The sequence below is a fragment of the Pseudomonas sp. S3E17 genome, from assembly GCF_024168685.1.
In the GTDB taxonomy this organism is placed as follows: domain Bacteria; phylum Pseudomonadota; class Gammaproteobacteria; order Pseudomonadales; family Pseudomonadaceae; genus Aquipseudomonas; species Aquipseudomonas marginalis.
Window position 1 is genome coordinate 1,314,318 of sequence record NZ_JALJWE010000001.1, and the last position, 24,056, is coordinate 1,338,373.

General features: G+C 55.8%; 21 protein-coding genes and 1 pseudogene. 14 read left to right on the forward strand and 8 right to left on the reverse strand.

The window, feature by feature from the left end:
* Positions 1-44: 44 nt before the first annotated feature.
* Both J3D60_RS05430 and J3D60_RS05435 read left to right on the forward strand, forming a co-directional pair.
* On the forward strand, positions 45-1,412 hold the full coding sequence (locus J3D60_RS05430; protein ID WP_253490261.1) for a cache domain-containing protein: 1,368 nt from the start codon (positions 45-47) through the stop codon (positions 1,410-1,412).
* A 30-nt stretch (positions 1,413-1,442) separates the two neighbouring features.
* Positions 1,443-2,084, forward strand: a complete 642-nt coding sequence (locus tag J3D60_RS05435; protein ID WP_108538435.1) for a response regulator transcription factor — start codon at positions 1,443-1,445, stop codon at positions 2,082-2,084.
* A gap of 17 nt (positions 2,085-2,101) precedes the next feature.
* On the opposite strand, the gene J3D60_RS05440 is transcribed toward J3D60_RS05435, so the two are convergent.
* Positions 2,102-3,073 (reverse strand): AraC family transcriptional regulator, encoded by a 972-nt coding sequence (locus J3D60_RS05440; RefSeq protein ID WP_253493963.1) that lies wholly within the window; start codon positions 3,071-3,073, stop codon positions 2,102-2,104.
* A gap of 244 nt (positions 3,074-3,317) precedes the next feature.
* Here J3D60_RS05440 and J3D60_RS05445 point away from each other — a divergent pair, with 244 nt between their 5' ends.
* The 5 genes from J3D60_RS05445 (at position 3,318) to J3D60_RS05465 (ending at position 9,130) form a co-directional block, all read left to right on the forward strand.
* The gene (locus J3D60_RS05445) at positions 3,318-3,851 is read left to right on the forward strand and encodes a 2,4'-dihydroxyacetophenone dioxygenase family protein (RefSeq protein ID WP_253490262.1); all 534 of its coding nucleotides are present in this window, start codon (positions 3,318-3,320) and stop codon (positions 3,849-3,851) included.
* 23 nt (positions 3,852-3,874) lie between these two features.
* Complete coding sequence (locus J3D60_RS05450) at positions 3,875-5,116, forward strand: MFS transporter (protein WP_253490263.1); 1,242 nt, start codon at positions 3,875-3,877, stop codon at positions 5,114-5,116.
* Between the two features lie 61 nt (positions 5,117-5,177).
* The gene (locus J3D60_RS05455; protein WP_253490264.1) at positions 5,178-6,446 is read left to right on the forward strand and encodes a carbohydrate porin; all 1,269 of its coding nucleotides are present in this window, start codon (positions 5,178-5,180) and stop codon (positions 6,444-6,446) included.
* Between the two features lie 45 nt (positions 6,447-6,491).
* Complete coding sequence (locus J3D60_RS05460) at positions 6,492-7,223, forward strand: SDR family NAD(P)-dependent oxidoreductase (protein WP_253490265.1); 732 nt, start codon at positions 6,492-6,494, stop codon at positions 7,221-7,223.
* Positions 7,224-7,501: 278 nt separating this feature from the next.
* Positions 7,502-9,130, forward strand: coding sequence for a methyl-accepting chemotaxis protein (locus J3D60_RS05465; protein ID WP_253490267.1), 1,629 nt, complete (start codon positions 7,502-7,504; stop codon positions 9,128-9,130).
* 83 nt (positions 9,131-9,213) lie between these two features.
* Here J3D60_RS05465 and J3D60_RS05470 read toward each other — a convergent pair whose 3' ends face one another.
* The gene (locus tag J3D60_RS05470; RefSeq protein ID WP_253493966.1) at positions 9,214-10,059 is read right to left on the reverse strand and encodes a fumarylacetoacetate hydrolase family protein; all 846 of its coding nucleotides are present in this window, start codon (positions 10,057-10,059) and stop codon (positions 9,214-9,216) included.
* A gap of 156 nt (positions 10,060-10,215) precedes the next feature.
* Here J3D60_RS05470 and J3D60_RS05475 point away from each other — a divergent pair, with 156 nt between their 5' ends.
* The 3 genes from J3D60_RS05475 (at position 10,216) to J3D60_RS05485 (ending at position 12,392) form a co-directional block, all read left to right on the forward strand.
* On the forward strand, positions 10,216-10,887 hold the full coding sequence (locus tag J3D60_RS05475) for a GntR family transcriptional regulator (RefSeq protein WP_253490269.1): 672 nt from the start codon (positions 10,216-10,218) through the stop codon (positions 10,885-10,887).
* Between the two features lie 135 nt (positions 10,888-11,022).
* Positions 11,023-11,571, forward strand: coding sequence for a YbhB/YbcL family Raf kinase inhibitor-like protein (locus J3D60_RS05480; RefSeq protein ID WP_253490271.1), 549 nt, complete (start codon positions 11,023-11,025; stop codon positions 11,569-11,571).
* A complete protein-coding gene (locus J3D60_RS05485; RefSeq protein WP_253490273.1) occupies positions 11,571-12,392 on the forward strand; it encodes an AraC family transcriptional regulator in 822 nt (273 codons plus the stop codon). The genes J3D60_RS05480 and J3D60_RS05485 overlap by 1 nt, the downstream gene beginning before the upstream one ends.
* 78 nt (positions 12,393-12,470) lie before the next feature.
* Here J3D60_RS05485 and J3D60_RS05490 read toward each other — a convergent pair whose 3' ends face one another.
* On the reverse strand, positions 12,471-13,091 hold the full coding sequence (locus tag J3D60_RS05490) for a TetR/AcrR family transcriptional regulator (RefSeq protein ID WP_253490275.1): 621 nt from the start codon (positions 13,089-13,091) through the stop codon (positions 12,471-12,473).
* A gap of 81 nt (positions 13,092-13,172) precedes the next feature.
* Here J3D60_RS05490 and J3D60_RS05495 point away from each other — a divergent pair, with 81 nt between their 5' ends.
* The 3 genes and pseudogenes from J3D60_RS05495 to J3D60_RS05505 all read left to right on the forward strand — a co-directional run bounded on the left by J3D60_RS05495 (position 13,173) and on the right by J3D60_RS05505 (position 15,857).
* Positions 13,173-14,099, forward strand: a complete 927-nt coding sequence (locus J3D60_RS05495; RefSeq protein WP_253490277.1) for an alpha/beta hydrolase — start codon at positions 13,173-13,175, stop codon at positions 14,097-14,099.
* A gap of 2 nt (positions 14,100-14,101) precedes the next feature.
* Positions 14,102-14,875, forward strand: coding sequence for an SDR family oxidoreductase (locus tag J3D60_RS05500; RefSeq protein ID WP_253490279.1), 774 nt, complete (start codon positions 14,102-14,104; stop codon positions 14,873-14,875).
* Between the two features lie 345 nt (positions 14,876-15,220).
* A pseudogene (locus tag J3D60_RS05505) lies at positions 15,221-15,857 on the forward strand (transcriptional regulator).
* Positions 15,858-15,930: 73 nt separating this feature from the next.
* Here J3D60_RS05505 and J3D60_RS05510 read toward each other — a convergent pair.
* The 5 genes from J3D60_RS05510 to J3D60_RS05530 form a co-directional block, all read right to left on the reverse strand.
* A complete protein-coding gene (locus J3D60_RS05510; RefSeq protein WP_253490281.1) occupies positions 15,931-17,568 on the reverse strand; it encodes an ABC transporter substrate-binding protein in 1,638 nt (545 codons plus the stop codon).
* 337 nt (positions 17,569-17,905) lie between these two features.
* The gene (locus J3D60_RS05515; protein WP_253490283.1) at positions 17,906-19,183 is read right to left on the reverse strand and encodes an FAD-binding oxidoreductase; all 1,278 of its coding nucleotides are present in this window, start codon (positions 19,181-19,183) and stop codon (positions 17,906-17,908) included.
* A gap of 64 nt (positions 19,184-19,247) precedes the next feature.
* Positions 19,248-20,177, reverse strand: coding sequence for a GNAT family N-acetyltransferase (locus J3D60_RS05520; RefSeq protein WP_253490285.1), 930 nt, complete (start codon positions 20,175-20,177; stop codon positions 19,248-19,250).
* A 46-nt stretch (positions 20,178-20,223) separates the two neighbouring features.
* Positions 20,224-21,549 carry an FAD-binding oxidoreductase gene (locus J3D60_RS05525; protein WP_253490287.1) on the reverse strand — a complete coding sequence of 442 codons (1,326 nt, stop codon included), beginning with the start codon at positions 21,547-21,549 and terminating at the stop codon, positions 20,224-20,226.
* Between the two features lie 520 nt (positions 21,550-22,069).
* Positions 22,070-22,765, reverse strand: a complete 696-nt coding sequence (locus J3D60_RS05530; RefSeq protein ID WP_253490289.1) for a TetR/AcrR family transcriptional regulator — start codon at positions 22,763-22,765, stop codon at positions 22,070-22,072.
* Here J3D60_RS05530 and J3D60_RS05535 point away from each other — a divergent pair.
* Positions 22,764-23,957: a serine hydrolase gene (locus J3D60_RS05535; RefSeq protein WP_253490291.1), complete on the forward strand. Its 1,194-nt coding sequence runs from the start codon at positions 22,764-22,766 to the stop codon at positions 23,955-23,957. The two genes, J3D60_RS05530 and J3D60_RS05535, sit on opposite strands and share 2 nt — an antisense overlap.
* The last annotated feature ends 99 nt before the right edge of the window (positions 23,958-24,056 follow it).

Genomic DNA, 24,056 nt, shown 5'->3' on the forward strand with positions numbered 1-24,056 from the left:
ACGCAGGCGTCTACGTAGTTCTACTGAGACGCACGGGAGTCGCGATGCAACTCAAACATAAAATCGTCGCACTCGGGATACTGCCGTTAGTGTTGGCCATCGCAGTTATATGTGCGCTGGTCATTTCCTTGAATAGCCAATTAGGTGACCAACAAGCGCGCCTGATTGAAGACAGCATCCTGGCCAGCAAACGCGCAGAACTGAAAAACTACGTCGCCATGGCGCAAAGTCTGATCGCACCGCTGTATAACGACGGCGCGGGCGACGAGCAGGCGCAGCGCCAAGTACTCGAAGAGCTGCGCAAGCTGAGCTTTGGTATCAACGGCTACTTCTTCGTTTACGACCGCGAAGGCCGCAGCCTGATGCATGCGCGTCAGTCGGAGTTAGTGGGGCAGTATCTGTGGGAGATGAAAGATCCGCACGGGCTGCCCGTCATCCAGGCTCTGTTCAAAAGCGCCCGATCCGGCGAAGGTTTTCAGCGTTACGCCTGGAACAAGCCCTCCTCCGGCCAGGTCACCGATAAGCTCGCCTATGTGGTCATGCTGGACCGCTGGGGCTGGATGCTCGGCACCGGCATTTATCTGGAGGACGTCGAGCGCGCCACTCAGCAAGCTCGCGATGAAGTGGCCCTGGGCATCCGCAAAACCATGCTTGACATTGCCTTCGTGGCATTAGTCGCGGTGCTGCTGGTATTCGCCAGCGGCATGACACTCAACGTCAGTGAACACCGCCTGGCCGACAAAAAGCTGCAACGCCTGAACAGGCGTATCGTCAGCCTGCAGGAAGAAGAGCGTGCCCGCGTTTCCCGCGAGTTGCACGACGGGATCAGTCAGCTTCTGGTCTCGATCAAATTCCAGTTTGAGCTGGCCGGGCATGTGCTTGAGGGGCCGGAGTCGAGCAAGGGGCTGGTGATTCTTAGGGAGGCTACGCAACGGCTGGGTAGCGCGATTGGCGAAGTGCGCAGCATCTCCCATGACCTGCGCTCGTCACTGCTCGATACCTTGGGGCTGCCGGCCGCCATCGGTCAGCTCGCCAGTGAGTTTGAACAACGCAGCGGCCTGAAGGTGAGTTGTCAGTGCCAAGGCATCGATTACCCAATGCCGAGCGGCACGACAGATTCGTTGTTTCGGATCCTGCAGGAAGGCTTGATGAATGTTGAACGCCACGCTCACGCAGAGCATGTTTCTATCACGCTACTCGCGACGGATCAGGGATTGAGGTTGACGATTGTGGATGACGGCGCCGGGTTCAACGTTCTCCAAGTGCTACGCCGCCACAACGGCATTGGCCTGCGTAATATTCGCGAGCGCGCCGAACACTTGGAGGGACATCTGCAACTGACCTCAACGCCAGGCAAGACCATGTTGAACATACTGCTACCGATGGAAAAACCTGGCAAAGATGCCGTTTGATTTCCCCCACTCAACAGGAAGAACACGTCGATGAAGGTGCCAGGTCGCATACGTATTGGATTGGTCGACGACCATTCGCTGGTTCGCGACGGCATTAAATCGTTGCTGGCCATTGTGGATACCGTCGAGGTGATCGGTGAGGCCGAGAACGGTCACGAGGCGCTCCACCTGGTCGAGCAGTTCCAGCCGGATCTGTTGCTGGTGGATATTGGCTTGAAGGATATGAACGGCCTTGAACTGACCCGTCGGCTCAAACAGCATTCGCCCTTTCTCAAGATCCTGATACTCAGCATGTACGATAATTTCGAGTACGTGAGTGAATCCATTCGCAGTGGTGCCAGTGGTTACGTACTGAAAAACTCCCCGTCCAGGGAAATCATCGCGGCCATTGAAGCCATCGCCAGTGGCGGCACCTTTTACAGTGCGGACATCGCGCAAAAGCTCATCGCCGACAAGGACACCGACAAAGAACTGACACCTCGTGAGAGCGAGGTTTTGTACAAGATGGTTCAAGGCATGAACAACAAAGAGATGGCCCGCGACCTGGATATCAGCGTTCGCACCGTTGAAACCCATCGGCTCAGTATTCGTCGCAAACTCAACATCGACAAACCGGCAGCCCTGGCGAAATACGCACTGGATCACGGCCTCGTTTCGCGTAATCGAGAGTGACGGCCGAAGCGCAGACGCTATACGCCGACCGACGATGCGCGCACGTCGCTGGGCGTGCGTCCATAGTGCGCCTTGAACGCCCTGGCGAAATGCGCCTGGCTGGTGAACCCTTGGCGATAGGCGACTTCAGCAATGTCCAGTCCGCGGCTGTCCGTCTGGCTCAGCAGACGGAACGCTCCCTGTAAGCGCTTTTCCAGAATAAAACGATGGGGTTGCGTGTCTTCCAGCGCAAATAGCCTGGCCAGGTGTCGTGTGGAGACGCCGGTTTGAAGAGCCACCCGCTCACAACTCAATGCAGGATCGGACAGTTGCTCGAGGATGCATTGCTTGGCGGCCAACAAGTAGGACGCACTGAGTGCGTTGATCCGGCGATTGCCCATCTGACCCGCAATGATAGTCCCCAGCAGTTCAAGGGCATCCTCTTGATAGCTGTCTGCCCCTTGGCTGAGCGGCTGCTCGAAAAAACCGCCGGTGCGCTCACTCAATGTCCTTAACAGTAAACGCTGTGTGCCGGTGTGGGCGCTGATCTTCACGGCGTGATCAAAGCGGCGCAGGCAGCGGGATGCAAACACGTCCTGAGGGATATCGAAGATAAACTTGTGCATCGAAGCGGAGAAGCCGAACAGGTAGGGCTTGTCGGTGCGATACACCATCACCTCGCCCGGTTCCAGCAGATGGCAGTTGCCGTTCTGAAAGAAAAACGATGCACTGCCCATGACCAGCGATACGAATACCGACTCTTTTGGCACGGTGCGAATCATTGAACCATCACGCTCGATGACGTGTTGGTTACCGACAATATGGGCGACCCGTAGCTGGTCAAGGCTCAGGTTGTCTTCGCGGGCGCTGAACCCGGTTTCACTGAAGGACGAACACTTCAGACCAACCAGTGTCGATGCGTTGTACTGTTCCCAGAATGCTACGCGTTGCTCCGGCGGTAGGCCATCGGTACTGGCACACTGGGTATCAAGCATGGCGGCGGCTCGGATCATTTTTATTATTCTCGTTTTTATTGACTGCTCGGTCCCACACAAGGCGGATTACAGGGCCTGCAGCGCCCCATTAACCGCTGACCCAGACACGCTGTCAATCCGTAGCCGATACAAAACCACGGTAACCGATGAACTGAAAATATCCGTCCGATTCAGACAATAATGACGTCAGTTTCGATCAAACCCCAGAGTTCCTTTCACCCTAGAGTGCCCTCTGTATTCCAACAATCAGAGGCCCAACATGCCCGAATTAGCCAGTAACGAATTTTGGAAAGACCTGCAGCCTATCGCGAACTGCTTCAAACCCGATGCCAAGCCTGAGGTTTACCTGCCGAATGCCGCCAGTGATGATTTGCGGCTCTACGTACCCTTTACCGAGACCGTCTCTTCACGCCCCTTATGGATCTCCCCGAGCGAAAACCGCTGGTGCGACATCTTGATGTCCAGCAAGGCCGGCCTGGTCAATCGCCACTACCACCCCCATGAAGTGTTCGCCTACACGCTTTCGGGTAAATGGGGTTACCTGGAGCATGAGTGGACCGCCACGGCCGGCGACTTTGTCTACGAGACGCCCGGCGAGGGGCATACCCTGGTGGCGTATGAGCACGAGGAACCCATGCGCGTGTTCTTCATCGTCAAGGGGCCGCTTATCTGGCTCGACGATCAAGGCGAATCCACCGGTTACTTCGACGTGCACTCCTACATTGCGCTGTGCCGTGAACATTACGAAAAGGTCGGCCTCGGGGCTGATGCAGTGGACCGTCTGTTCCGTTAAACCTCGTGCTACGGAGAACCACAATGGCTCACAACAATAATAAAGCCAGTTATGAAAATGTTTTGCTCTGCGTGTTGTTCCTGACGTTTGGTTTTGTGTTTTTCGACCGTCTGGCGCTTTCGTTCCTGTTTCCGTTCATGGCTAAAGACCTGCAACTGAGCAACAGCCACCTCGGCATGTTGTCCTCGGTGCTAGCCTTGGCCTGGGCGATCTCCGGTACGCTGGTCGGCGCGTGGTCGGATCGCCGGGGGGTGCGCAAGCCGCTCCTGATTGCGGCGGTCATCCTGTTTTCCCTGTGCTCGGCCCTCTCGGGGCTGGTCGCGGGCTTCCTCAGCCTGTTGCTGTTTCGAGGCATCATGGGGTTGGCCGAGGGCCCCATTCTGCCATTGTCCCAATCAATGATGGTGGAGGCGTCATCGCCGCATCGGCGAGGCCTGAACATGGGCTTGCTGCAAGGTTCGGCAGCGGGTCTGTTGGGCGCGGTGATCGGCCCTCCGGTGTTGATTGCCCTGGCCGAAGCCTATGGCTGGCGGCATGCGTTCGTTGTGTCGCTGCTGCCAGGATTGCTGATTGCATGGTTCATCTGGCGTTACGTGCGTCAGGATGAACCTCGTCAGGCTGCGATGAGTAACGTCAAACTCACCGGGCATCGGCTGGCACTGCTTAAAAGCCGCAACATCGTGCTGTGCACCTTGATCAGTTGCGTGTTTTTAACCTGGTTCGTGATCCTGATCTCCTTTACCCCGACGTTTCTGGTCAGCGTCCGCGGTTACAGCGCGCCGAGCATGGGCACGATCATGAGTTGCCTGGGTGCGGCATGGGTTGTGTGGGGGTTTATGGTGCCCAGCATCTCCGACCGTATCGGCCGCCGTCCGACGCTGGTGCTGTTCTCACTGGTTGCTGCCTGCTGCCCGATAGCCCTGCTATTTGCCCCCTCGCCGATGATACTCGGCGTGCTGATGGTGCTCACCTTCACCGGGCTTGGCTGCTTCACGCTGTTCATGTCCACCATTCCGGCCGAAACCGTCCCGCGCGAGGTCATGGCTACGGCACTGGGCATGATCATGGGCATTGGCGAACTGGTGGGAGGGTTTGTGGCGCCGACCATCGCCGGGTTCGCCGCCGATCAGTTCGGACTGTCGATAGTGATGTGGATTTCCTGCGGCGGCGCCTTGCTGGCAGCAGGGCTGTCCCTGCTGCTCAAGGAAACCGCGCCTTCCGTGCTGCAACGCCGATCAATGCAAGCCTGCACACAGCGTGCGTGATCCAAGACCGCCACGCTGCTCCATTTGCTCATCACAACAACAATAAAATGAGTCCCCGACCATGCACCCTACTCTTCGTTTGTGCGCGTTTTTGTTCCTGGTGTTTACCTATCCCCAAGCCTGGGCACTGGACCGAGAAGGTCCACTGGCCGGCCTGGGCGAGCATTTGGCCGACTATGGCATCCAGCCCCATGTGCAATTCACGAGCCTGTCGATGAAAAACCTCGACACCGGCCCGCGCCCCTACAGCTTCGGCAACAGCGGTGACCTGTACATCGGCGCAGACGTTAACCTTGCCACGCTCAGTGGCCTGGACGGCGCAGCCCTGCATTTCGAACAAACCGTCTTTATCCTCGATAACGGTACCGGCCAACCGACCGGGAACAAATGGCAAGGTGCCGTCGGCAGCTATTTTGGCGGTGCGCCCTTGCACAATGACATCGCCAGCAATCAGTTAAGCGTGTTGACCTACGAGCAAAAATGGCTCGACGGTCAGCTCGACCTGCACGTCGGACGGACCAATGGCCGACGGTACTTCTACATCTATAACTGCGAAACGGGCGTCACCTGCACCGACCCGATCCTGGACGCTTCAAGTGGCATGTTGCCGCCGCCCTTCGGCGCCTGGGGTGGCTACCTGAAGTATCAAGTGAACCCGCGTTTTTACGTGCACGCGGGTGCGTTCGAATCCAACCCGGTGGATTACCTGAAAAAGCGCAAAGGCCTGGACTTCAGCACTGACGACGCGAGTGGCACCAGCTTTCTGCTAGGCATTGGCAGCAAGCCGGGCGATGACACCACCCAGTACGAACTGAATGCGTACTTCAACTCGTCCAATCAGGTCGACCCATTGACGGGTGCCAGCGACCACGGCACGGCCGGCGGCTTCTTCAAGTTCCGCCAGACGCTATGGCGCGGCGGGCAGCAAGGCGTTCAGGTATTCGGCTCGCTGTCGGCGGCGGCTGACGATAAACAACCCTTCAGCCATTTCGCCGAAGCCGGGCTGACCTACCTTGCCCCCTTTGATCGGGCGCAGGACAAGCTCAATCTCAAAGCCAGCTACCTGCAAGTCAACGACCATCAGTTGCAGTTCCAACAACGCCTGCGCACGGCGGCCGGTGGCGATCCTGAATTGGGTGAGCGCAATGTCTACGCCGTGGAAGCCAACGGCCATTTTGCCTTGACCCGCAACCTGGCGATCGAACCGAGCATCCAGTACATCATCAACCCGGACAACTTCTACAACCCGGGCGCGACGCAATTGAGCAACAACGGTTTCGTGGTTGGCCTGCTGGTGGTGCTGGATGTGGGTTCGGTACTGGGTCTGTAAGCCGGTGCCTTGAATAAAACGTTTAACTGACTCCATGAGGTAAAGATGACTATGTTCAGCAGCACTCTGTTTGAAGGCAAGGTCGCGCTCGTCAGCGGCGGCACCTCCGGGATTGGCCAAGCGACAGCCGAGTATCTGGCCCGGCATGGCGCCAGGGTCGTGGCGATCGGCTTGGGCGCCGACGCGACAATCGTCGCCGAGGGGGTTGAGCTCGATCTGCGCGAGGTTGACGTCACCGACGATGGTGCGCTTAAAGGCGTGATCCAAAGCCTGGACCGCCTGGATATTCTGGTACCGGCCGCGGGTGGCACCCTGGGCGAAAAGGAGATGGAGTGGGAGGCCTTCAACCAGGTGTTGTCGGTTCAACTCAATGCCGTTTACCGCCTCATCAACCTGGCGCATCCGCTGCTGGCCAGGCAAGGTGGGTCGATCATCAACATCGCGTCGATGTTCTCCTACTTCGGCGGGGGCAAACTCGTGGCTTACTCGGCAGCCAAAGGGGCGGTTGTCCAGATTACGAAGTCCCTGGCGGAGGCCTACGCCCCTGACAACATTCGCGTCAATGCCGTGGCGCCGGGGTGGATCACCACCCCCCTGCTGGCGAAAATCGATGATCAACCGAGGATAGATCGCCTGCTGTCTCGTACGCCCATGAAGCGCTTCGGCAGCGCCGAGGAGGTCGCCAAGGTGATTGCCTTTCTGGCTTCTGATGCGGCGTCATTCGTGACCGGTGTGGTTTTGCCCGTTGATGGGGGGTATCTGACTACCGCGATCTGAATCAACACTCGCTCGAACTCGGGCCTGCGTTGTCAGGCCCGTTTGGCTATCGGGTCTTAAGGGTCGACACGCCTTGCGCCATTGCTCGACTCAATTTTCTTAAATCAAACTCGCGCAATCAAACCACGGCAAACCAATCATCAACCAACTAAACGGTAGGTATTTGATCTAAATGCCTTTTAAGAAAGGCATAAACACCCCCTATGCAACTAAAGTATTTTTAAATTTTGTCGATAGTCATTCCATAGGTGAACGCCCCCACACGCCAAGGAATTGATATGCTCCTGCGAAAATTGAAACTCGCACCTCGATCCGCGCTCTGCTTCGGCTTTTTTTGCCTGATAATTGTTGCGATGGGGCTGCTAGCCCTGAGACAGGCAGGACAGCTGAAAACTGCCGAAAGGTACCTGGAAACAAACGTATTACCCAGCGTGATGCTGTTGGGGCAGTTAGACCGAGAATTCATCGGCATTAGAGGTAACAACGCTCGTGTACGTAATCCAATCGAACCTCAAGAGCGCAGAACCAAAGCGCTTAGTGACATTCAGCAGGCTCGGCAACTGATTGATCAATACCTGCAGTCTTTAAGAAAATTGATAGTCACTGTGCAAGGCAAGGAAGCGTTTGAGCGTCTGCGCGAAGCCCAAGATGAATATTCCAAGGCGCAGGATCAGTACCTTGCCTCAGTGGCAGCGCAACAATTGGACACTGCCGTTTCCATATCGAATGGAATGATGAAAGACGCGGCGGATCAAGTCGAAGTATCCCTCAAAAACCTCATCAGCGTTAACGAAGGCAAGGCCAAAAAAGCGGGACAGGACGCCGATGATATTTATCAGCAAACGGTGATGACGGTGAGCGTATTTTTGCTGGTTTCGGTGACAGCCTCGGTGTTACTGGCCTGGCTCTATACCCGAAGCCTGACGGTGCCCATTAATGAGTCATTGGTTATCGCACAACGTATTGCTGCGAATGACCTGAGCCAGGATTTCAACGTGGAAGGCTTTGATGAAGCAGCACTGCTGGTAAAAGCAATCGCCACGATGCAGTCAAATTTACGTGATGCCCTTGCGCTGATAGGTGATTCATCGACTCAGTTGGCAGCTACATCCGAAGAAATGCATGCCGTGACAGAGGGGGCTTCGCGCACCATCCAACGTCAAAACCATGAAATCGAAATGGCGGCGACCGCAGTGACTGAAATGAGTGCGGCGGTAGAAGAAGTCGCGGGTAATGCCGCGTCCACCTCTGAACTGACCTCACAATCGAGCTCGGCTGCTATCGCAGGCCGGAATCAGGTGAACGAAACAGTCACGGCCATCAACCTGATGGTCTCCAACGTTCAGACTACCTCGGTTGAAGTGCAAACCTTAGCGACCATGGCGACCGACATCAGCAAGGTGCTGGATGTAATCCGTGGTATTGCAGAGCAAACCAATCTGCTCGCATTGAATGCAGCCATCGAAGCTGCCCGCGCCGGTGAAGCCGGTCGTGGCTTTGCCGTCGTCGCCGATGAAGTCAGAGCCCTGGCCCATCGCACCCAGAAATCCACGCAAGAAATTGAGCATATGGTGAGTGCGATCCAGACGGGCACAGGCAACGCAGTAACATCGATGAGTCAAACCAGCCTGCAAGCCAGGCAGACCCTTGAAATGGCAAACGACGCAGGCAAAGTCCTAGGCGAAATTACCGATTCGTTGAGTCAAATCAACGAGCGAAACCTGATGATCGCTACGGCCGCAGAGGAACAGGCCCAGGTCGCTCGGGAAGTGGATAGAAACCTCGTCAGTATCAGGGACCTGTCCAGCGAGGCATCGGAAGGCTCAAGCCAAACGGCGATCGCCACCGCTGAGCTGACGAAGCTGGCAACCGATCTGAATCATTTGACCAAACAGTTCAAACTCTGAGAATCCACACCTCAATCATCCCGTCGACGTGCGCGGCACCGTCGACGAGACACCACGTCCAGTCACGTCGGTGATTATCGGGTTCAACTAGCCGATACGACCTTTTGCCGCTGCTCGCCAAGGCCGTCGATCCACAGGTGAATTTCATCACCCGGTGACAACCACTGTGGCAGCGGCTTCATGCCCATCCCCACACCAGGTGGCGTGCCCGTACAGATCACATCGCCCGGCTGCAACGTCATGTAGCGGCTGCAATACGCCACGATTTGAGCAACAGAGAAAATCATGGTTTTCGAATTCCCGGTCTGGCGGCGCTCACCGTTGACCTCCAGCCACATGTTCAGGTTTTGCGGGTCAGGGACCTCATCCCGGGTCACCAGCCAAGGCCCGATAGGACCGAATGTGTCACACCCTTTGCCTTTGTCCCACTGTGAACTTTGCATTTGGAATGCCCGCTCCGACACATCGTTCACAACGCAATAACCCGCAACATAGTTCAAGGCATCGGCTTCGTCCACATAGCGGGCTTCACTGCCGATCACTATGCCCAGCTCCAGCTCCCAATCCAACTGGGTGGAATCGCGTGGCTGCTGGATGTCGTCATCGGGGCCGTTCAGGCAACTGATGGCTTTATGAAAAATGATCGGCTCGCTTGGGATCGCCATGTGCGCCTCTTCTGCGTGGTCGCGATAATTGAGCCCGATGGCGATAAATTTGCGCACGTGAGCTACAGGTACACCATAACGAACCCCGCTTTCGACCAATGGCAAACTGGCTATATTCAAGGTCGCCAAATGTGCAAGTGACGGCGGCGCTAGCACCGATGCATTGAAATCGGTGACGTGCGCTGAGAGATCGCGAACGCGTCCGTCGGCATCTATCACCCCCGGACGCTCTTCGCCTCGTGGGCCAAAACGACAAAGCTTCATGACTACCTCGATTAGCAATAAAAGGGAAAATGAACTGCAACATCTAGAGGCAAACGCCAAAGCTGCAGAAGCAAATCGGCCGATTTGAATAAAACCATCATAAGGATTAAAATATATTTTTTGCAACAAAATATATTTATAAGGAATTACCATTCCATGATTGTTCAGCCCGCCAAAAGCCTCACGCAAGCGACCTACGAGCGCTTGCGCAATGACGTTTTATCTTGTGTTTTGCGCCCAGGGGACCGCGTTAACGTAAAGGTCTTGGCCGAACGCTATAACGCCAGTGCGGGCGCGCTTAGAGAGGCATTGTCTCGAATGGTCTCAGAGGGAATGGTGATTGCCGAGCCCCAGAAAGGCTTTCGCATTTCTGCCATCTCGCTGGCGGACCTGAACGACCTCACACGCGCTCGCATGGAGATAGAAGCCAGCTGTCTTCAGCATGCAGTGGACAACGGTACGCTTGCATGGGAAGCAGGACTGGTCGTCGCGCATCACTGTCTCTCAAGAATTGATCCGCGTGACGCGGATGAATGGGCTGCCGCCCATACGGCTTTTCATGAGGCGTTGGTCAACGCCTGCCCCAATACCTGGCTATTGCGCATTCGCTCAATGTTATTCGAGCAGACCGCTCGCTACCGCGCGATGTCGATTGCTATGACCGCCAGGGATCGGGACATTGGAAGTGAACACCAGGCGCTGCTCGATGCAGCGCTGGCCCGAGAAACAACCAAAGCCTGTGAGCTGTTGAAACAGCATATCCACACCACATCCTTGATGCTGGTTGAATGCTTGCAATCGGTTGAGCCGTTTATGAATCCCACGTAATGACGCTCACGACGCCCTTAAAGACTCATGGGGTTCAAGCATATTGACTGGATTGCGATGAAAATCGAGCGCTGGCAAACGGTCTTGTCTGACCAGACCCCCCAGACTACCCACTCCAACCCAAGAGGAGTCGGTATGAAAACTTCACGTGTCGCCGCGGGCCTGTTTGCCCTTTCACTCATCGCCGCCAACGCGCAAGCACAATCGTTCACGGTATCCAGCAGCAGTGTCCAGGACGGGCATTTTCAACAGCGCCAGTTTGCCGATGTGTTCGGCTGCACCGGCAAGAACCTTTCCCCTGAAATTTCCTGGAGCGGTGCCCCGCCTGACACCAAGAGCTTTGTGGTAACCCTGTACGATCCCGACGCTCCGACGGGTTCTGGATGGTGGCACTGGGTGCTGGCAAACGTGCCTGCAACGGTAAACGAACTGAAGGAAGGCGCCGGGAGCGCCGGAGGCAAACTACCCGCCGGTACGCTGCAAGTACACGGTGACAGCGGTATGCCCGGTTATCTAGGGGCCTGTCCACCCGAAGGGCAAACCCACCATTACGTCATCACGGTCTATGCCATGAACGTCGATACAATCAAATTACCGCTGACTGCCACTCCGGCCATGCTTGGATTCATGGTGCCAGGTAATTCGCTTGCCAAGGCAACCCTAACGGTACAAGGCGGCAGATAATGTCGTCACCGAACGCTTACGAGTCTCTGCGCATTATCCATCGACCCGGCGTCGGTTCGGCAGGCATCGTACTTCAGCAGGAAAGTCTGGAGTTCAAGCGTTTGTACATCGAGAGCCCCGTCTTCATCTACGTTGAGCGGGGCTCGAAAACCGTGCGATGGTCAGGCGGCGAGTACGTGATCAACCCAGGCGAGGCCATAGCTGTGGCAGGCGGCCTATCTCTGGATATCATCAACCGATTGGCGCAAGACGGCAGCTATCAGGCCCACTGGCTGGTGTTGGACGAAGCGTTGATTCAGTCTTACGCCGAAGCCAACATGCACCTTGCGGCCATCCGATATGCTCAGCCCATCACATGCGACGGAGAACATTTTGCCGAGTCCTTTGAGCGTGCCGTTGAGGCGGTAAAAGACACCACGATACCTAATCTGGTCGCTCGACATCGTGTACAGGAATTGCTGGTCTGGGCGGGTGTGCAGGGGGTGCGGTTCGAGCAACCGTGCCTGCCAACAATGGCGTTCAAGGTCCGGCAGTTGATCGCCAGCGACTTGGCGAACGAATGGAGCGCTCTCGACATTGCTTCCACCTTTGCGCTTAGTGAAGCCACCTTACGGCGCAGGCTGGCGGAAGAAGGCACCACCTTCAGTCGCTTATTGATTGATGCGCGCATGACCTTTGCCTTGCAGCTGTTGCAATCGTCCGCTCAGACCGTCATGCAGATAGCGCTTTGCGTTGGTTATCAAACGCCGTCGCAATTTGCCGTGCGCTTTCGAGACAGGTTCGGCTTCGCGCCTACGGCAATTCGGGGGCATCGGCGCTGATTGCCCCTTCCACCCAGACGCCCATGTTAGCGTCGCAGCGTAGAGGCCTCGACGCTGATGCTGACGACCCTGGGGTTATCAGGCCGGCTGCAGCCCCTTGATCGCAATCGTCATCCATTGCATCCATAGACGCTCCATCGCGTGTGTATCGACTGGGGTTGAGTCCGCGCGCCACGCCAAACTCAGAATGCCATTGGCGGCGGCCCACAACGAAAGCGCTGCCAAATGGGCGTCTACGCCCGCATCAATCGAGCCATCGGCGATTCCATCGGCAATAGCTGCTTCCATTTTACTGTTCTGGTGCCTGACCAGCTCGCTGACTCGAGAGAGCGCTTCGAGATCGTTCGGCGGATCGGCGAGCAATCGAAACGCCGTTGGGCGCTCCATCGCAAAGCGGAAATAGCCCCTCGCGGCCACCTCCAGGCGCTCCAATGGTGTACCTGCCGTTCGATAAGCAGCGTCCATATACGCCTTGTTTTCTTCAAAGGCTTTTTCAGCGACCGCCATCAATAAAGCCGACCGGCCGCCAATACGGTTGTAAATGGTCTGCACGGCAACATCAGCACGCTCAGCGACGATCTCAAGTGTCAATGCCATCGCGCCGTGCTCGAGAATGAACCTTTCGGCATGTTCGATAATGGCAGTTCGCGTGGCCTGGGCCTTGCGCTGCGTGCGAGTAGGGGATGTGATTTTGGTCATGTCGACAGTCTACACAAGGATAATTATTGTAAGTACTTCCAATTTTGGAATAGCATCAAAAAAACAACAAGGAATATCGCTATGTTCCAACGTATGGAAGTCTCGTTTCCCTCAGAAGATGTGCATTGCGCCGCTTGGCTCTATCTGCCTGACGCTGTAAGCGCTCCCCCCGTTATCGTTATGGCGCATGGACTGGGCGGCATACGGGAGATGCGCTTGGATGCCTTCGCAGAGCGATTCTGCGAAGCCGGCTACGCTTGCCTGGTCTTCGACTATCGCAACTTTGGCGCAAGCGAGGGCAAGCACCGACAGCTTCTCGATATTTCCAGCCAGCAAGAGGACTGGCGATCAGCAGTCGCTTATGTCCGTCGCCATCCAGCGTTGAACCCGGAAAAAATCATACTGTGGGGGTCATCCTTCAGCGGCGGACATGCACTGCATACCGCAGCAGCAGACAACGCCATAGCCGCCGTAATCGCGCAGTGTCCTTTCACCGACGGCCTCGCTTCGCTGCTTCAGGTCGACTTGCTGACTTTGCTCAAACTAACGATATTGGGTATTACAGACATGATCTGTGCGACGTTGGGCCTTGCGCCGGTGCGCGTAAAAATTGCCGGTCCCAAGGGTTCCGCTGCACTCATGACAGCACCCGATGCTGAATCCGGATACCTCAAACTGGTTCCCGATCAATACCCGTTCAAAAACTACGTCTGCGCGCGCTTTGCGCTGAAGATCGGTTTCTATCGCCCCGGTAAGAAAGCCTCGTCACTTTGCTGCCCCGTGATGTTCTGCGTGTGTGACAACGACAGCGTCGCCCCTGCCGCACCGACGTTGCGTTACGCAGGAATAACCAAAGATGCCGAGATTTACCGGTCTGCGGCGGGGCATTTCGGCATATATGTCGCACATGCTTTCGAGCAGGTTGTAGAGCAACAAATCTCGTTTCTAAAACGGCGCATTGACCCTCAAAGCCGCCTTCTTGATCACCATGCTCAGAGAAAGGTATGACAATGACCCCGAAACCGAGCGTATTCGTGACCGGTGCCGCCAAAGGCATAGGCGCTCAGATTGCATTGATGTTTGCCAGGCAGGGGTACCGAGTGGGCGCAACGGACGCCAATGAACACGACCTGCACGCCTTTGAGGCAATGCTCGGCCCTAATCATTTCTACCGTCGACTGGATGTCACACAAGCGGATGATTTCGCCACCGCACTCAAAGACTTTGCGGCTGGCAATCTGGGTGTTATCGATGTGCTGGTCAATAACGCAGGGATTGCCTTTATTGATGACTTCGAAAAAGTGCCACTTGAAAAACACCTCTCCGTCACTGAGGTCAACATCAAGGGGGTGCAAATAGGGTCCTATTACGCGCTGCCCTACCTGAAGAACAGCTCACAGCCCAGCCTGATCAATATGTGTTCCTTGAGTTCGGAATACGGCGTGCCCAGCGAAGCCTCTTATTCGGCGAGTAAATTCTGGGTTAAAGGCTTCACTGAGGCGCTCAATATTGAATGGGAACGTCATGGCATTTATGTATGCGACATCATGCCTAATTTTGTCGCGACGCCGATGATGCAGTGCGCCCATGGAAAAATTGTCGATTCGATCGGCATCCGACTCACTGCGGAAGATGTCAGTCGCACCCTTTGGCGAGCGTTACAGAATCGTCGGCGAGTTCACTGGGAAGTTGACACTTGGCGCCCTCGCCTGCTGCGCTCGCTCAATAAACGACTACCCGCCCCGCTACGCAGGGCTGCTATGAAATATTTGAGCGGCTACTGATTCCCCGATATGGATCGATTGTCGCTCGCACGCCGGTCCATTGCCTATTTGCGACCGTACGACTCACCGACGCTTGTCCACAACGGACTTAAATAACAAAGTCCAGACAGCGTATTCTCGTCCAGCTTCAAGGGTTGGAATTGGAAGGCCTGCTGAGCGGCGATATCGTCATCCGGCCGTTTGCCAACCCTGTTGGTCTGACCAGCAGATATTTGGCCAATTGCCGGAGCGTTTCAACCTGGCCAATGTTGAAGACTTCAATCGCAATGTCCCCAACATCAACGCCTGCCTGGAAACGGGGAACTGCTACATCTCCCCTAAACGTACCTCTTGCAACCGCCTGGTATGAAAAAACTCGCCAATTACAAAGCCGTCGCCGAAGGCATCGCGATGCTCTACTTCCCCCACGCAGAAGTGATCATTCACGATATAAAGACCCAAACCGTCGTTCATATCGCCAACAACCTCTCCAAGCGACAGCTCGGGGACGACTCAGCCCTGCACGAACTTCGTGGGAACGTCGAGGCCGTTGATAACCTCGGCCCTTATGAAAAACTCAGTTGGAATGGACAGCGCATCCGCTCAGTCACCAGTGTGATGAGAGATGATTCAGGCAAGCCGGAAGCGCTTCTGTGCATCAACATGAATTCAGCGTGTTGGAGATGGCACGAGATGCCTTGAATAATTTCTTTGAGCCTGGTCGGCTGCTTCCGCAACCCGAAGCCTTGTTTCGCGACGATTGGCAGGAGCGGATTAATACGTTCCTCCATGCCTGGCTCAAGGAATGCAATCTTGCACTACAGGGACTGAGGCGTATGACAAACGTCTACTGGTAGAGGCCCTGTTCGCGCAAGGTGCTTTTGAAGGACACAGCTCAGGCGACTACATCGCCAATGTCCTGTCGATAGGCAGAGCTGCGGTTTACAAGTATTTGAATACGTTTGCGCGAAGCGGCATGGTTGAGTCAAACCTATCACCGTAAACAGCCGAGTAGCACCTCTTGGAGCCAGTAAAGGCGGCGCTAGCCGCCCCCTTATTATTCAGGTAGCCATGGGTCAGGCGTCCAGCCAAACTTGCTCAGCGAACATAAACCCCATAAAGCCGCCCAACGGGTTGCTGCCGTAGCCTTTGACACGCCGATCAACGCCATCGATGTTACTGATAAAAACGGGGATGCCGATACCGCAGTGATCATGTACCAGCGTTTGCATATCCGCGTACATTTTACTGCGCTTGGCGTCATCGGTTTCACCTCGGGCAAGCAACAACAACTGATCGAACTGGTCGTTCTTCCAGGCCGATTCGTTCCAGGGTGCGCTCGACTGGAAAAACTGCGAGAACATAACGTCCGCGCTCGGCCGCGGATTGATATTGCCGAAGCTCAGGGGGTGCTTCATCCAATGATTGGACCAATAGCCGTCACTCGGCAGACGGCTGACATCGAGCTTGAGGCCGATCTGTTTCGCAGACTGTTGCAAGAGTACCGCCATGTCCACCGAACCAGTGGCGGCAGGCGATGCAATCAGCGGCATCGTGATGCTTTCCATCCCCGCCTTTTTAAGCAAGAACTTGGCTTTTTCTGGGTCGTACACGATCTGCGGCAGGTCGGCATTGTAATAGCGTGAGCCCGGGGAAATCGGGTGGTCATTGCCCACCACGGCGAAGCCACGGAAAACTGCGGATTTGACCTGTTCACGGTCTAGCAAGTATTTCATCGCCTGAGTAAATTCCGGGCTTTTGCCCGGCAGTTGATCCTGGCGAACAATCAGATCGGTGTAGTTGCCCGACGGCGCCGAAATCGCCTGGTGCTTGCTACTGGCATTGATGCGTACCGTAGAGCGTGGATCGACTTCGTTGGTGATCTGCACATCGCCCGATAGCAACGCGTTGATCCGTGAAGGTTCGTCGGCGATACCGATAAATTCGATTTCATCCAGGTAAGGCAAACCCGGCTTCCAATAGTTGGTATTGCGCACGGCAACGGAGCGCACACCAGGCTTGAACTCCTTGACCTTGAACGGTCCGGTGCCAATTCCCTGGTTAAAATCAGTGGTGCCTTCGGGAACGATCAGGAAATGCGACACCGCTAGAATCGATGGCAGCTCGGCATTCGGGCCATTGAGGCGAATCTGTACTTCGTGTTCACCGCTCGCTTTGATCTCGATGAACTGCTCCGCCAGCGGCAGAACCTTGGACCCGGTGATGGGATCCTTGTGGCGCAACAGCGAAAATACGACGTCGGCGGACGTCAGCGATTTTCCGTTGTGAAAGGTCACTTCTTTACGCAGACTGATCACCCAAAGCGTGGCATCGGAAGTATCGAATCGCTCGGCCAACTCTAGTTGCGGCACCATATGGTTGTCGAAACGGGTCAGTCCGTTATAAAACATGTATTGGCGCGTGTAGTCGGTGGAGCCGGCCCCCTTGGCGGGGTCGAGGGTATCGGCAGTAGAACTGTTCATGCCGGCGACGCGGATCCGCCCGCCGGGCTTACCTTTACCGGGGCTTGCCTGATCGTCGGCAAGCAATTTGCCGGCGGCACCGAACAGGCTACCGGCGCCTGCTGCGGCCACACCCGCCACCCCGAGCATTTGCAGTGCATGTCGGCGAGACATACCACGATTGAGGCTTTCGAAAATACGCAGACTTTCTTGGCCCTTGATCAGTTGAGTGTCGGCCTTGGTATCGGTCATATCAGTTGTACCTGTCGAGGATGCATAGGAGAAGATCACCGTCAGGATCTTGTAGGTGATCTACCGGCATGACGTGTAGAACAGTTGCAGCGCTCCACCCCCCCTGTGCGCTGACGCATCACAGAATGATTACAGCATCACAGGACCATCGAAAACTGGTTGAAATAGTGGCCTGGCTGGCACAAACCGCCGTTTTCAGCCTTGCCCTCAGCAGAGTTTGCGGAACGCACCACGCGCGCGCAACGGATGAAAAGTCGACAAAACGGTGCACAACGTGAACGACGCGCGCCTAGCGGTTGGGCTAACGCAAGCAACGCACCTGCATCGTCGCAGCGGTTTAGCGCACCAAGTCCTGAAAACGGTAGTAGGCACCCACCAACGGCAGAAACCACGGGTTTCCGAAATGCCCTGGGATGGCCGGCCAAGTGAAATCCCGCCAAGGATTCAGGTCGGCGCGGCCGTCAAGAACCTCTGCCATGATTGCGCCCATGTAAGTCGCCATATGGGTGCCGTGGCCGCTGTAGCCCATGGAGTAGAACAGTCCGTCGTGCTCGCCGGCCCGAGGCAGGCGGTCGCGGGTCATATCGACCATCCCGCCCCAGCAGTAATCAATGCGCGTACCGCTTAACTCCGGGAATACTTCGATCAGCGATTTCTGGAGGATGACGCCGCTTTTCATATCGGATGTGGGGTTTGATGTGGCGAAACGCGCACGCCCCCCAAACAACAAACGGTTGTCAGGAGTAACCCGAAAATAGTTAACGAAGTTTTTGGTATCGGTGGTCATGCGCCTGCGTGGCAACAGACGGTCCAGCACCTCGACAGACAAAGGCTCTGTAACGATTATAAAGGCCCCCACCGGAACGATACGCCGACGAAACCACGCCAGCGGCCCCACCGAGGACGTGCCGGTCGCCAACAGCACCTGCTTGGCACGCACTTCGCCGCGCGACGTCTTGACCTGGTGCACCGTGCCGGTCTGACGCGAAAGCGCTAGCACGGGCGCGTTCTCGTAGATGCGCACACCACGTCGGGCGGCCGCCTCGGCCAGGCCTTGACCATAGCGGCCGACATGCATACCAGCACTTTTACCGAAAACCAACCCGCCAAAATAGCGGTCTGAACCGATCTCACTGCTCAGTTGCTCACGCGTCAACATATAGGTGTCCGGATCACACTCCTTCTCCATCAGCGCCTGTGACCGAGCCAATTTGTCAAAATGCTCAGGCTTCGCCGCGAGCTTGAGTTTGCCTACCCGTTTGAAATTGCAGTCGATACCCTCTTGCTCTATCAGCGACTCTACCTTGCTCACCCCGGCGTCAAAGGCTTGATACAACAGATTCGCACGTTCGCGCCCAATGGCTGTCGAAAGAGCAAAATAATCCTGAGCAAAGCCGTTGTTACACATACCGCCATTACGGCCGGAGGCGGCATTGCCGACCAAACCTGCTTCAAACACAGCCACACTCGCGCCCTTTTTGGCTAGGGCAATGGCGGCGGACAATCCGGTAAAGCCGGCACCTACGATCGCTACATCAACCTCGCCACTGGGTGCGTCACGCTCACCAGCCGCAAATTTAGGCGCGGTATCCAGCCAATAGGGCATCAGTTTCATAAGGGGTTTCCATTAAGGTTGAGTAAGCAATTCGCGCATCGCCACATCTGGGCGTCCGCGTACGTCAACCGATCGACTGGTTGGACAGGGCAAACAAACGCACATTAGCTTCAGCGGAACGCACCTGCGATTGAGCAGCGCGCACCATTGGTATTGCATGACCGACGCAGGGTAGGCCCTGCTCTTTCAACCAAGGTGATAAGTCACTGCCCTCGTTCACATCGATACGCACGAACCGGCCTCGATGAGCGTCAGCAAGCGCCGCGATAAGCGCCCTGGCATCCTCTAACGCATCTGGCGCGCTGGCCACGACAGGGCCGATGACAACTCCACGCCCGAACTCCCGCACACAGCCGTAACCTGACACACCCGCACCGTGATCCACGACCAGAATGCTCCCGACTTCGAACAAAGCATTCAGCAACGCACCACGGTCACGTCCCGTGGCTGCCAGATCCAGTTGGCGCACCGCTTGTTCGTCACCCGCCCGCATAACGCGCAGGTGTGTCGAATGAGGGATGAAGTGATGCGCGAACTCCAGCACCGCCTGGTGCTGGTTAACCTGTCCACGGGCGATGAAACCGAGCCGTGTGTAAAGCCTCAAGCCCTCCTGGGTTGAGTTGAGGATCAGCGTTCGCTCCCCTGCCTGCTGCAACAACTGGTCCATCAGGGCCCGGCCAATGCCCTTGCCCTGCAGGGAGGGGGACACGATGATCATGCCCACTGAGGCATGGGTGCCGCCTTGCGGCCACCACAATGCCGTTGCCACCAATTGCCCCTCCACCTCAACGGCGAGTCCTTCCCCAAGGTCGAAGGCGAAGCGCCAGTCCGCATCACGGTATGGCCATCCCAATGCGGATGAGAGCCCGACTGCGTAGGGTAGATGATCTTCACGCAGCGGCATCATGCGCGGTCCCACCAGAACTGAAGACATGGCGTGACTTGAATGGGATAGAGCTTTCTCGTCGGTGTCCCGGGCGGAGTGTTTCGACATGAAAGGTGATACCTCTGTTTAGAATTGAGCGATGGAGGGCATACGGTTAAAAATCAGCAACCTTGCCCCAGGCTGACGTCTGAAAACGGTCAGGGTGATAAGGCCGTGGGTCGACGATGGGGGCGACGCCACTTACAATATCGGCAATCAAATGGCCTGCGCCTGGGCCAATACCGAAGCCATGCCCACTAAAGCCAGCCGCCAACACTAAGCCCGGGAGGCCGGCTATTTCACCGATGCCAGGAACACCGTCGGGCGTGCTGTCCACATAACCTGCCCATGACGCGCCCACCGACGAACTTTTCAGTATGGGGATCAACTCAACCGCACGCTTGTAGGTCAGTTCAACAATCGCGGCATCCACCTTCGGATCGAGAATGCGCATCCTCTCCATGGGTGTCGGCTGGTCAAGGCGCCAGCGCTTCCAGCTTTCATGGCCCGCGCGTACTCCTTCAAATCCTCCAGGCGCCAGGTTTCGCCACCTGCGCTGAAACATCGGCAGGAACTGTGGGGCGAAACCGATCAGTTGGGGTGTGATGTCAACCCGCCCTTTACCACTTATCGCGATCGTGTAGCTACCATCGAAGCGGCGCGTCATGGACACATCGGGCGTATGCAGCGCGCTCGGTATTTCCTGGCTTGGTGCAGAGACAGAGAGCACCGTTTGACGAATGGTGGCCTGTGGAAAGCGAATGCCGTATTGGCGGCAGAACGAGGACGCCCAGGCACCCGCCGCGAGGACCGCAATCGGGGTGCGGATAATGCCCTTTTCAGTAACGACCGACGACAACCGACCGGCTTGGGTCTCGATGCCACGGACGGCGCAGTTTTGATGCACAGTGCTGCCAAGCGCCATGATGGCGCGAGCTACCGCTGGTGCCGCGCGAGAGGGGTCGGCGATACCATCGGAAGGTGAAAAGACTCCGCCTTTCCACTGCTTGCCGGTCGCCCTACCGCGTTCGGCGGCCTGCTGCGCAGTGAGCATGTAGGTCTCGACGTTGACGGTACGGGCAAACTCTCCCCAACGAGCCCAACCTGTCAGTTCCTTCTCATTGTTGCTCAGGTACAACAGACCACACCGCGTAAAGCCCGTCTGCTCGCCAGTTTGCACACCGAACTGCTCCCACAGATCCAGGCTTTTAGTCGCCATCGGCAACTCACGTGCATCGCGATTCTGCTGACGGCACCAGCCCCAGTTGCGGCTTGATTGCTCAGCACCTATGCCGCCCTTTTCCACCAGCGCGACCTTCATGCCGCGCTTGGCCAGGTAATAGGCCGTAAACGCACCGATGATACCGCCGCCAATCACGACTACATCAGCGTCCAAGGGAAGATCGGGTGAGGTTTGTACAGAAGCTAAAGGAGCGGGCATGTTCTGAGTGTCCGTTAGGGGCGGTGGCAGTGTGAGCTTCTGTATTCACTGCGGCAAAAGCTTGCGCAGTGGCACTCGATCTTTTCAAAACGGCGATTTGTTAACGCCATTACTGACGCGGTAAATACGGGCTCTCGTGCCGTTGCTATCCAAAACCCAGCGTGACGCAGCCGGCCGCTAAGTGAGCGCATGCTGAACAGGTTATAACTTCACAAAAACAATCCACGCCGAAGTTAAGGCTCCAGACGTTCAGATCCACCGTTTTAGCCCCCGAAAACGGCAGATTCCTTCTCGACATTGAAACGACTACTTCCTATTGGTAACAGGAGCGTTATTCGACGACGTTACCAAGGCAAAAATTAGCTTTTTGAACGGGTTATTCCGGACACAGCGCTACAGTTGAGTACCCGTTCAATGTGATGGGCAATAGGAATTCGGAATGAAGCTTCGTTCGATGCACGATTACGAGTGCATCTGGACACATTCCATACCGCTATCACAGTAATCCGTGGGCGCAGGGTTACCTGACAGCTTGCTTTATATAAGGATCCAACAATGAAAATGCCTCTGCTTCAAGCTCACCGGAGCTTAGCCACTCAGGACACTCGATAACTGCTCGATGAGTGAGCGCTTCGATAGTCGTCTCAAGAATGAAAACGAGCATCTGCAGTCGATGGGCAGACATGTGTGAACAGTGTTTTGCCAAGTGCCCACTGAGCAAAGAAGACAATTGCTCACTCAACTCGAGTGCCTGCACATAAAGTCCGACGCGTGGAATTTGTTCTATCAGGACTTTATGTAGCTCAGGCTGCAGTCGGTGTGCGTCCAGGCTCGAACGAATGATGGCGAGTAACAAAACGTCAAGTGTGGAGTCGCGATGGGTATGCAACGCAGACTCAACGATTGCAAACACCTCCTTAAAATGCCCCTTAATCACACTCGCTACCAACGACTCCTTGTTTGGAAAATATTGGTAAAGCGTTCCAATGCTCACCCCTGCGCGTTCGGCGATAGCGCCAGTCGTCGCACTCTCATAGCCACAGCGGACTAAAACCTGAGAGGCCGCCTGAAGAATGGTTTCAACAGTGCGTCTGGATCGGTCCTGGACAGGCACCTTTCTCTCGCTAGTAAAGGCTCCTCTACTGTTATTCGCCATGTAGTCTCCAAATGCGAGTTGTGAACCTGAGGAATCCCTCATATCGTAACGTAAACTCATGTTGAACAGCCAGGAAAATGAAAAAATGACACTTCCCCACTCACTTGGTGTTGACACTAAACGCCTCGCACTGCTCACAACAGCCATTCATGCTGATATTGAGGCCGATAGGTTCGACGGCGCAGTTGTGCTCGTCGCCCGTCGCGGCACAATCATCCTTCATGAGGCGTTCGGCTATGCCGATCGCGCAGCAAATAAGCCCGTCCAACGCGATTCCGTTTTCGTCACAATGTCAATCTTCAAGCAGATGGTAAATGCCGCCGTGCTCCAACGGATTGATCGCGGCGAGCTCAGCTTTACAACTCAAGTTCGCGAACTCATTCCCGAATATGCCGCCAACGGAAAAGGGACCACGACCGTCGCGGATTTGATGTTGCACAAAGCTGGCTTGCCGCTAGGAGCTCCAGGCATACCTCCCGAAAAAATCGGTAACATTCAAGCGGTAACCAGCGCAGTGAGCGCTATGGTGGCGCAATCCTTGCCAGGAAAGAGCATCAGCTACGCCGCGGTGCTCGGTCATGCAGTGCTCGCGGAAATCGTACGCCGACTTGATGGCGGAAACCGCACATTCGGTCAAATTCTGAAAGAGGACCTTATAGAACCACTCGCAATGACGGACACATCACTTGGCTTCGGGCTTCGGGAGGACCAGATAGATCGTGTTGTACCAGTAGTGGTGAAAAACCACGCCCCGGCACTTTTAGATCCTGTAATGCTCGAGGGCGCCGGTAAACATGCTGCGACGCCAGGGTTTGAAGTTCCTGCAGGAAGCGCATACACAACCGCGCATGACTGGTTCCGCTTCGCCGAAGCGTGCCGCCGCGGGGGGGAAATCGATGGCATTCGTGTCTTGAGCCCAGCAATTTTGCGCTTTTCCCGTACAATCGCTACCGGCGAACTGACTAATAGTCTCTGGGATTACGCACAGAATATGAGGGGGTGGCCAGCGCTTCCGGCAAATCTAAGTCCCGGCTTTTATGTTCGTGGAAGTGGGATAACTTCACATGCGTTCGGCCTGCTCTCCTCCCCGGAAACTTTTGGAGGCATCGGCACTGGTTCAAATTGTTTCTGGGTGGATCCCGAACGAGAACTCACCTATGTATTTCTTTCAGCAGGGTTAATGGAAGATTCATATAGCTGGGAAAGGCACCAATGTTACTCAGACCTAGTGCAGTCCTCATTAACGGATTGATGCCAGTTGACCGACCATCGTGCTGAGTCACTATAAAGATATGAGAGAACTAATAATCTCAACATGTAGAGCAATCACGCAAACACACGAGGTAGCTGT

Coding starts and splice junctions, on each gene's coding strand:
- J3D60_RS05480 (WP_253490271.1), top strand. CDS start 11,023: ATGAAAACTTCACGTGTCGCCGCGGGCCTGTTTGCCCTTTCACTCATC.
- J3D60_RS05460 (WP_253490265.1), top strand. CDS start 6,492: ATGACTATGTTCAGCAGCACTCTGTTTGAAGGCAAGGTCGCGCTCGTC.
- J3D60_RS05530 (WP_253490289.1), bottom strand. CDS start 22,765: ATGAGTTTACGTTACGATATGAGGGATTCCTCAGGTTCACAACTCGCA.
- J3D60_RS05500 (WP_253490279.1), top strand. CDS start 14,102: ATGACCCCGAAACCGAGCGTATTCGTGACCGGTGCCGCCAAAGGCATA.
- J3D60_RS05485 (WP_253490273.1), top strand. CDS start 11,571: ATGTCGTCACCGAACGCTTACGAGTCTCTGCGCATTATCCATCGACCC.
- J3D60_RS05525 (WP_253490287.1), bottom strand. CDS start 21,549: ATGCCCGCTCCTTTAGCTTCTGTACAAACCTCACCCGATCTTCCCTTG.
- J3D60_RS05435 (WP_108538435.1), top strand. CDS start 1,443: ATGAAGGTGCCAGGTCGCATACGTATTGGATTGGTCGACGACCATTCG.
- J3D60_RS05455 (WP_253490264.1), top strand. CDS start 5,178: ATGCACCCTACTCTTCGTTTGTGCGCGTTTTTGTTCCTGGTGTTTACC.
- J3D60_RS05510 (WP_253490281.1), bottom strand. CDS start 17,568: ATGACCGATACCAAGGCCGACACTCAACTGATCAAGGGCCAAGAAAGT.
- J3D60_RS05515 (WP_253490283.1), bottom strand. CDS start 19,183: ATGAAACTGATGCCCTATTGGCTGGATACCGCGCCTAAATTTGCGGCT.
- J3D60_RS05495 (WP_253490277.1), top strand. CDS start 13,173: ATGTTCCAACGTATGGAAGTCTCGTTTCCCTCAGAAGATGTGCATTGC.
- J3D60_RS05430 (WP_253490261.1), top strand. CDS start 45: ATGCAACTCAAACATAAAATCGTCGCACTCGGGATACTGCCGTTAGTG.
- J3D60_RS05465 (WP_253490267.1), top strand. CDS start 7,502: ATGCTCCTGCGAAAATTGAAACTCGCACCTCGATCCGCGCTCTGCTTC.
- J3D60_RS05490 (WP_253490275.1), bottom strand. CDS start 13,091: ATGACCAAAATCACATCCCCTACTCGCACGCAGCGCAAGGCCCAGGCC.
- J3D60_RS05470 (WP_253493966.1), bottom strand. CDS start 10,059: ATGAAGCTTTGTCGTTTTGGCCCACGAGGCGAAGAGCGTCCGGGGGTG.
- J3D60_RS05520 (WP_253490285.1), bottom strand. CDS start 20,177: ATGTCGAAACACTCCGCCCGGGACACCGACGAGAAAGCTCTATCCCAT.
- J3D60_RS05445 (WP_253490262.1), top strand. CDS start 3,318: ATGCCCGAATTAGCCAGTAACGAATTTTGGAAAGACCTGCAGCCTATC.
- J3D60_RS05475 (WP_253490269.1), top strand. CDS start 10,216: ATGATTGTTCAGCCCGCCAAAAGCCTCACGCAAGCGACCTACGAGCGC.
- J3D60_RS05535 (WP_253490291.1), top strand. CDS start 22,764: ATGTTGAACAGCCAGGAAAATGAAAAAATGACACTTCCCCACTCACTT.
- J3D60_RS05450 (WP_253490263.1), top strand. CDS start 3,875: ATGGCTCACAACAATAATAAAGCCAGTTATGAAAATGTTTTGCTCTGC.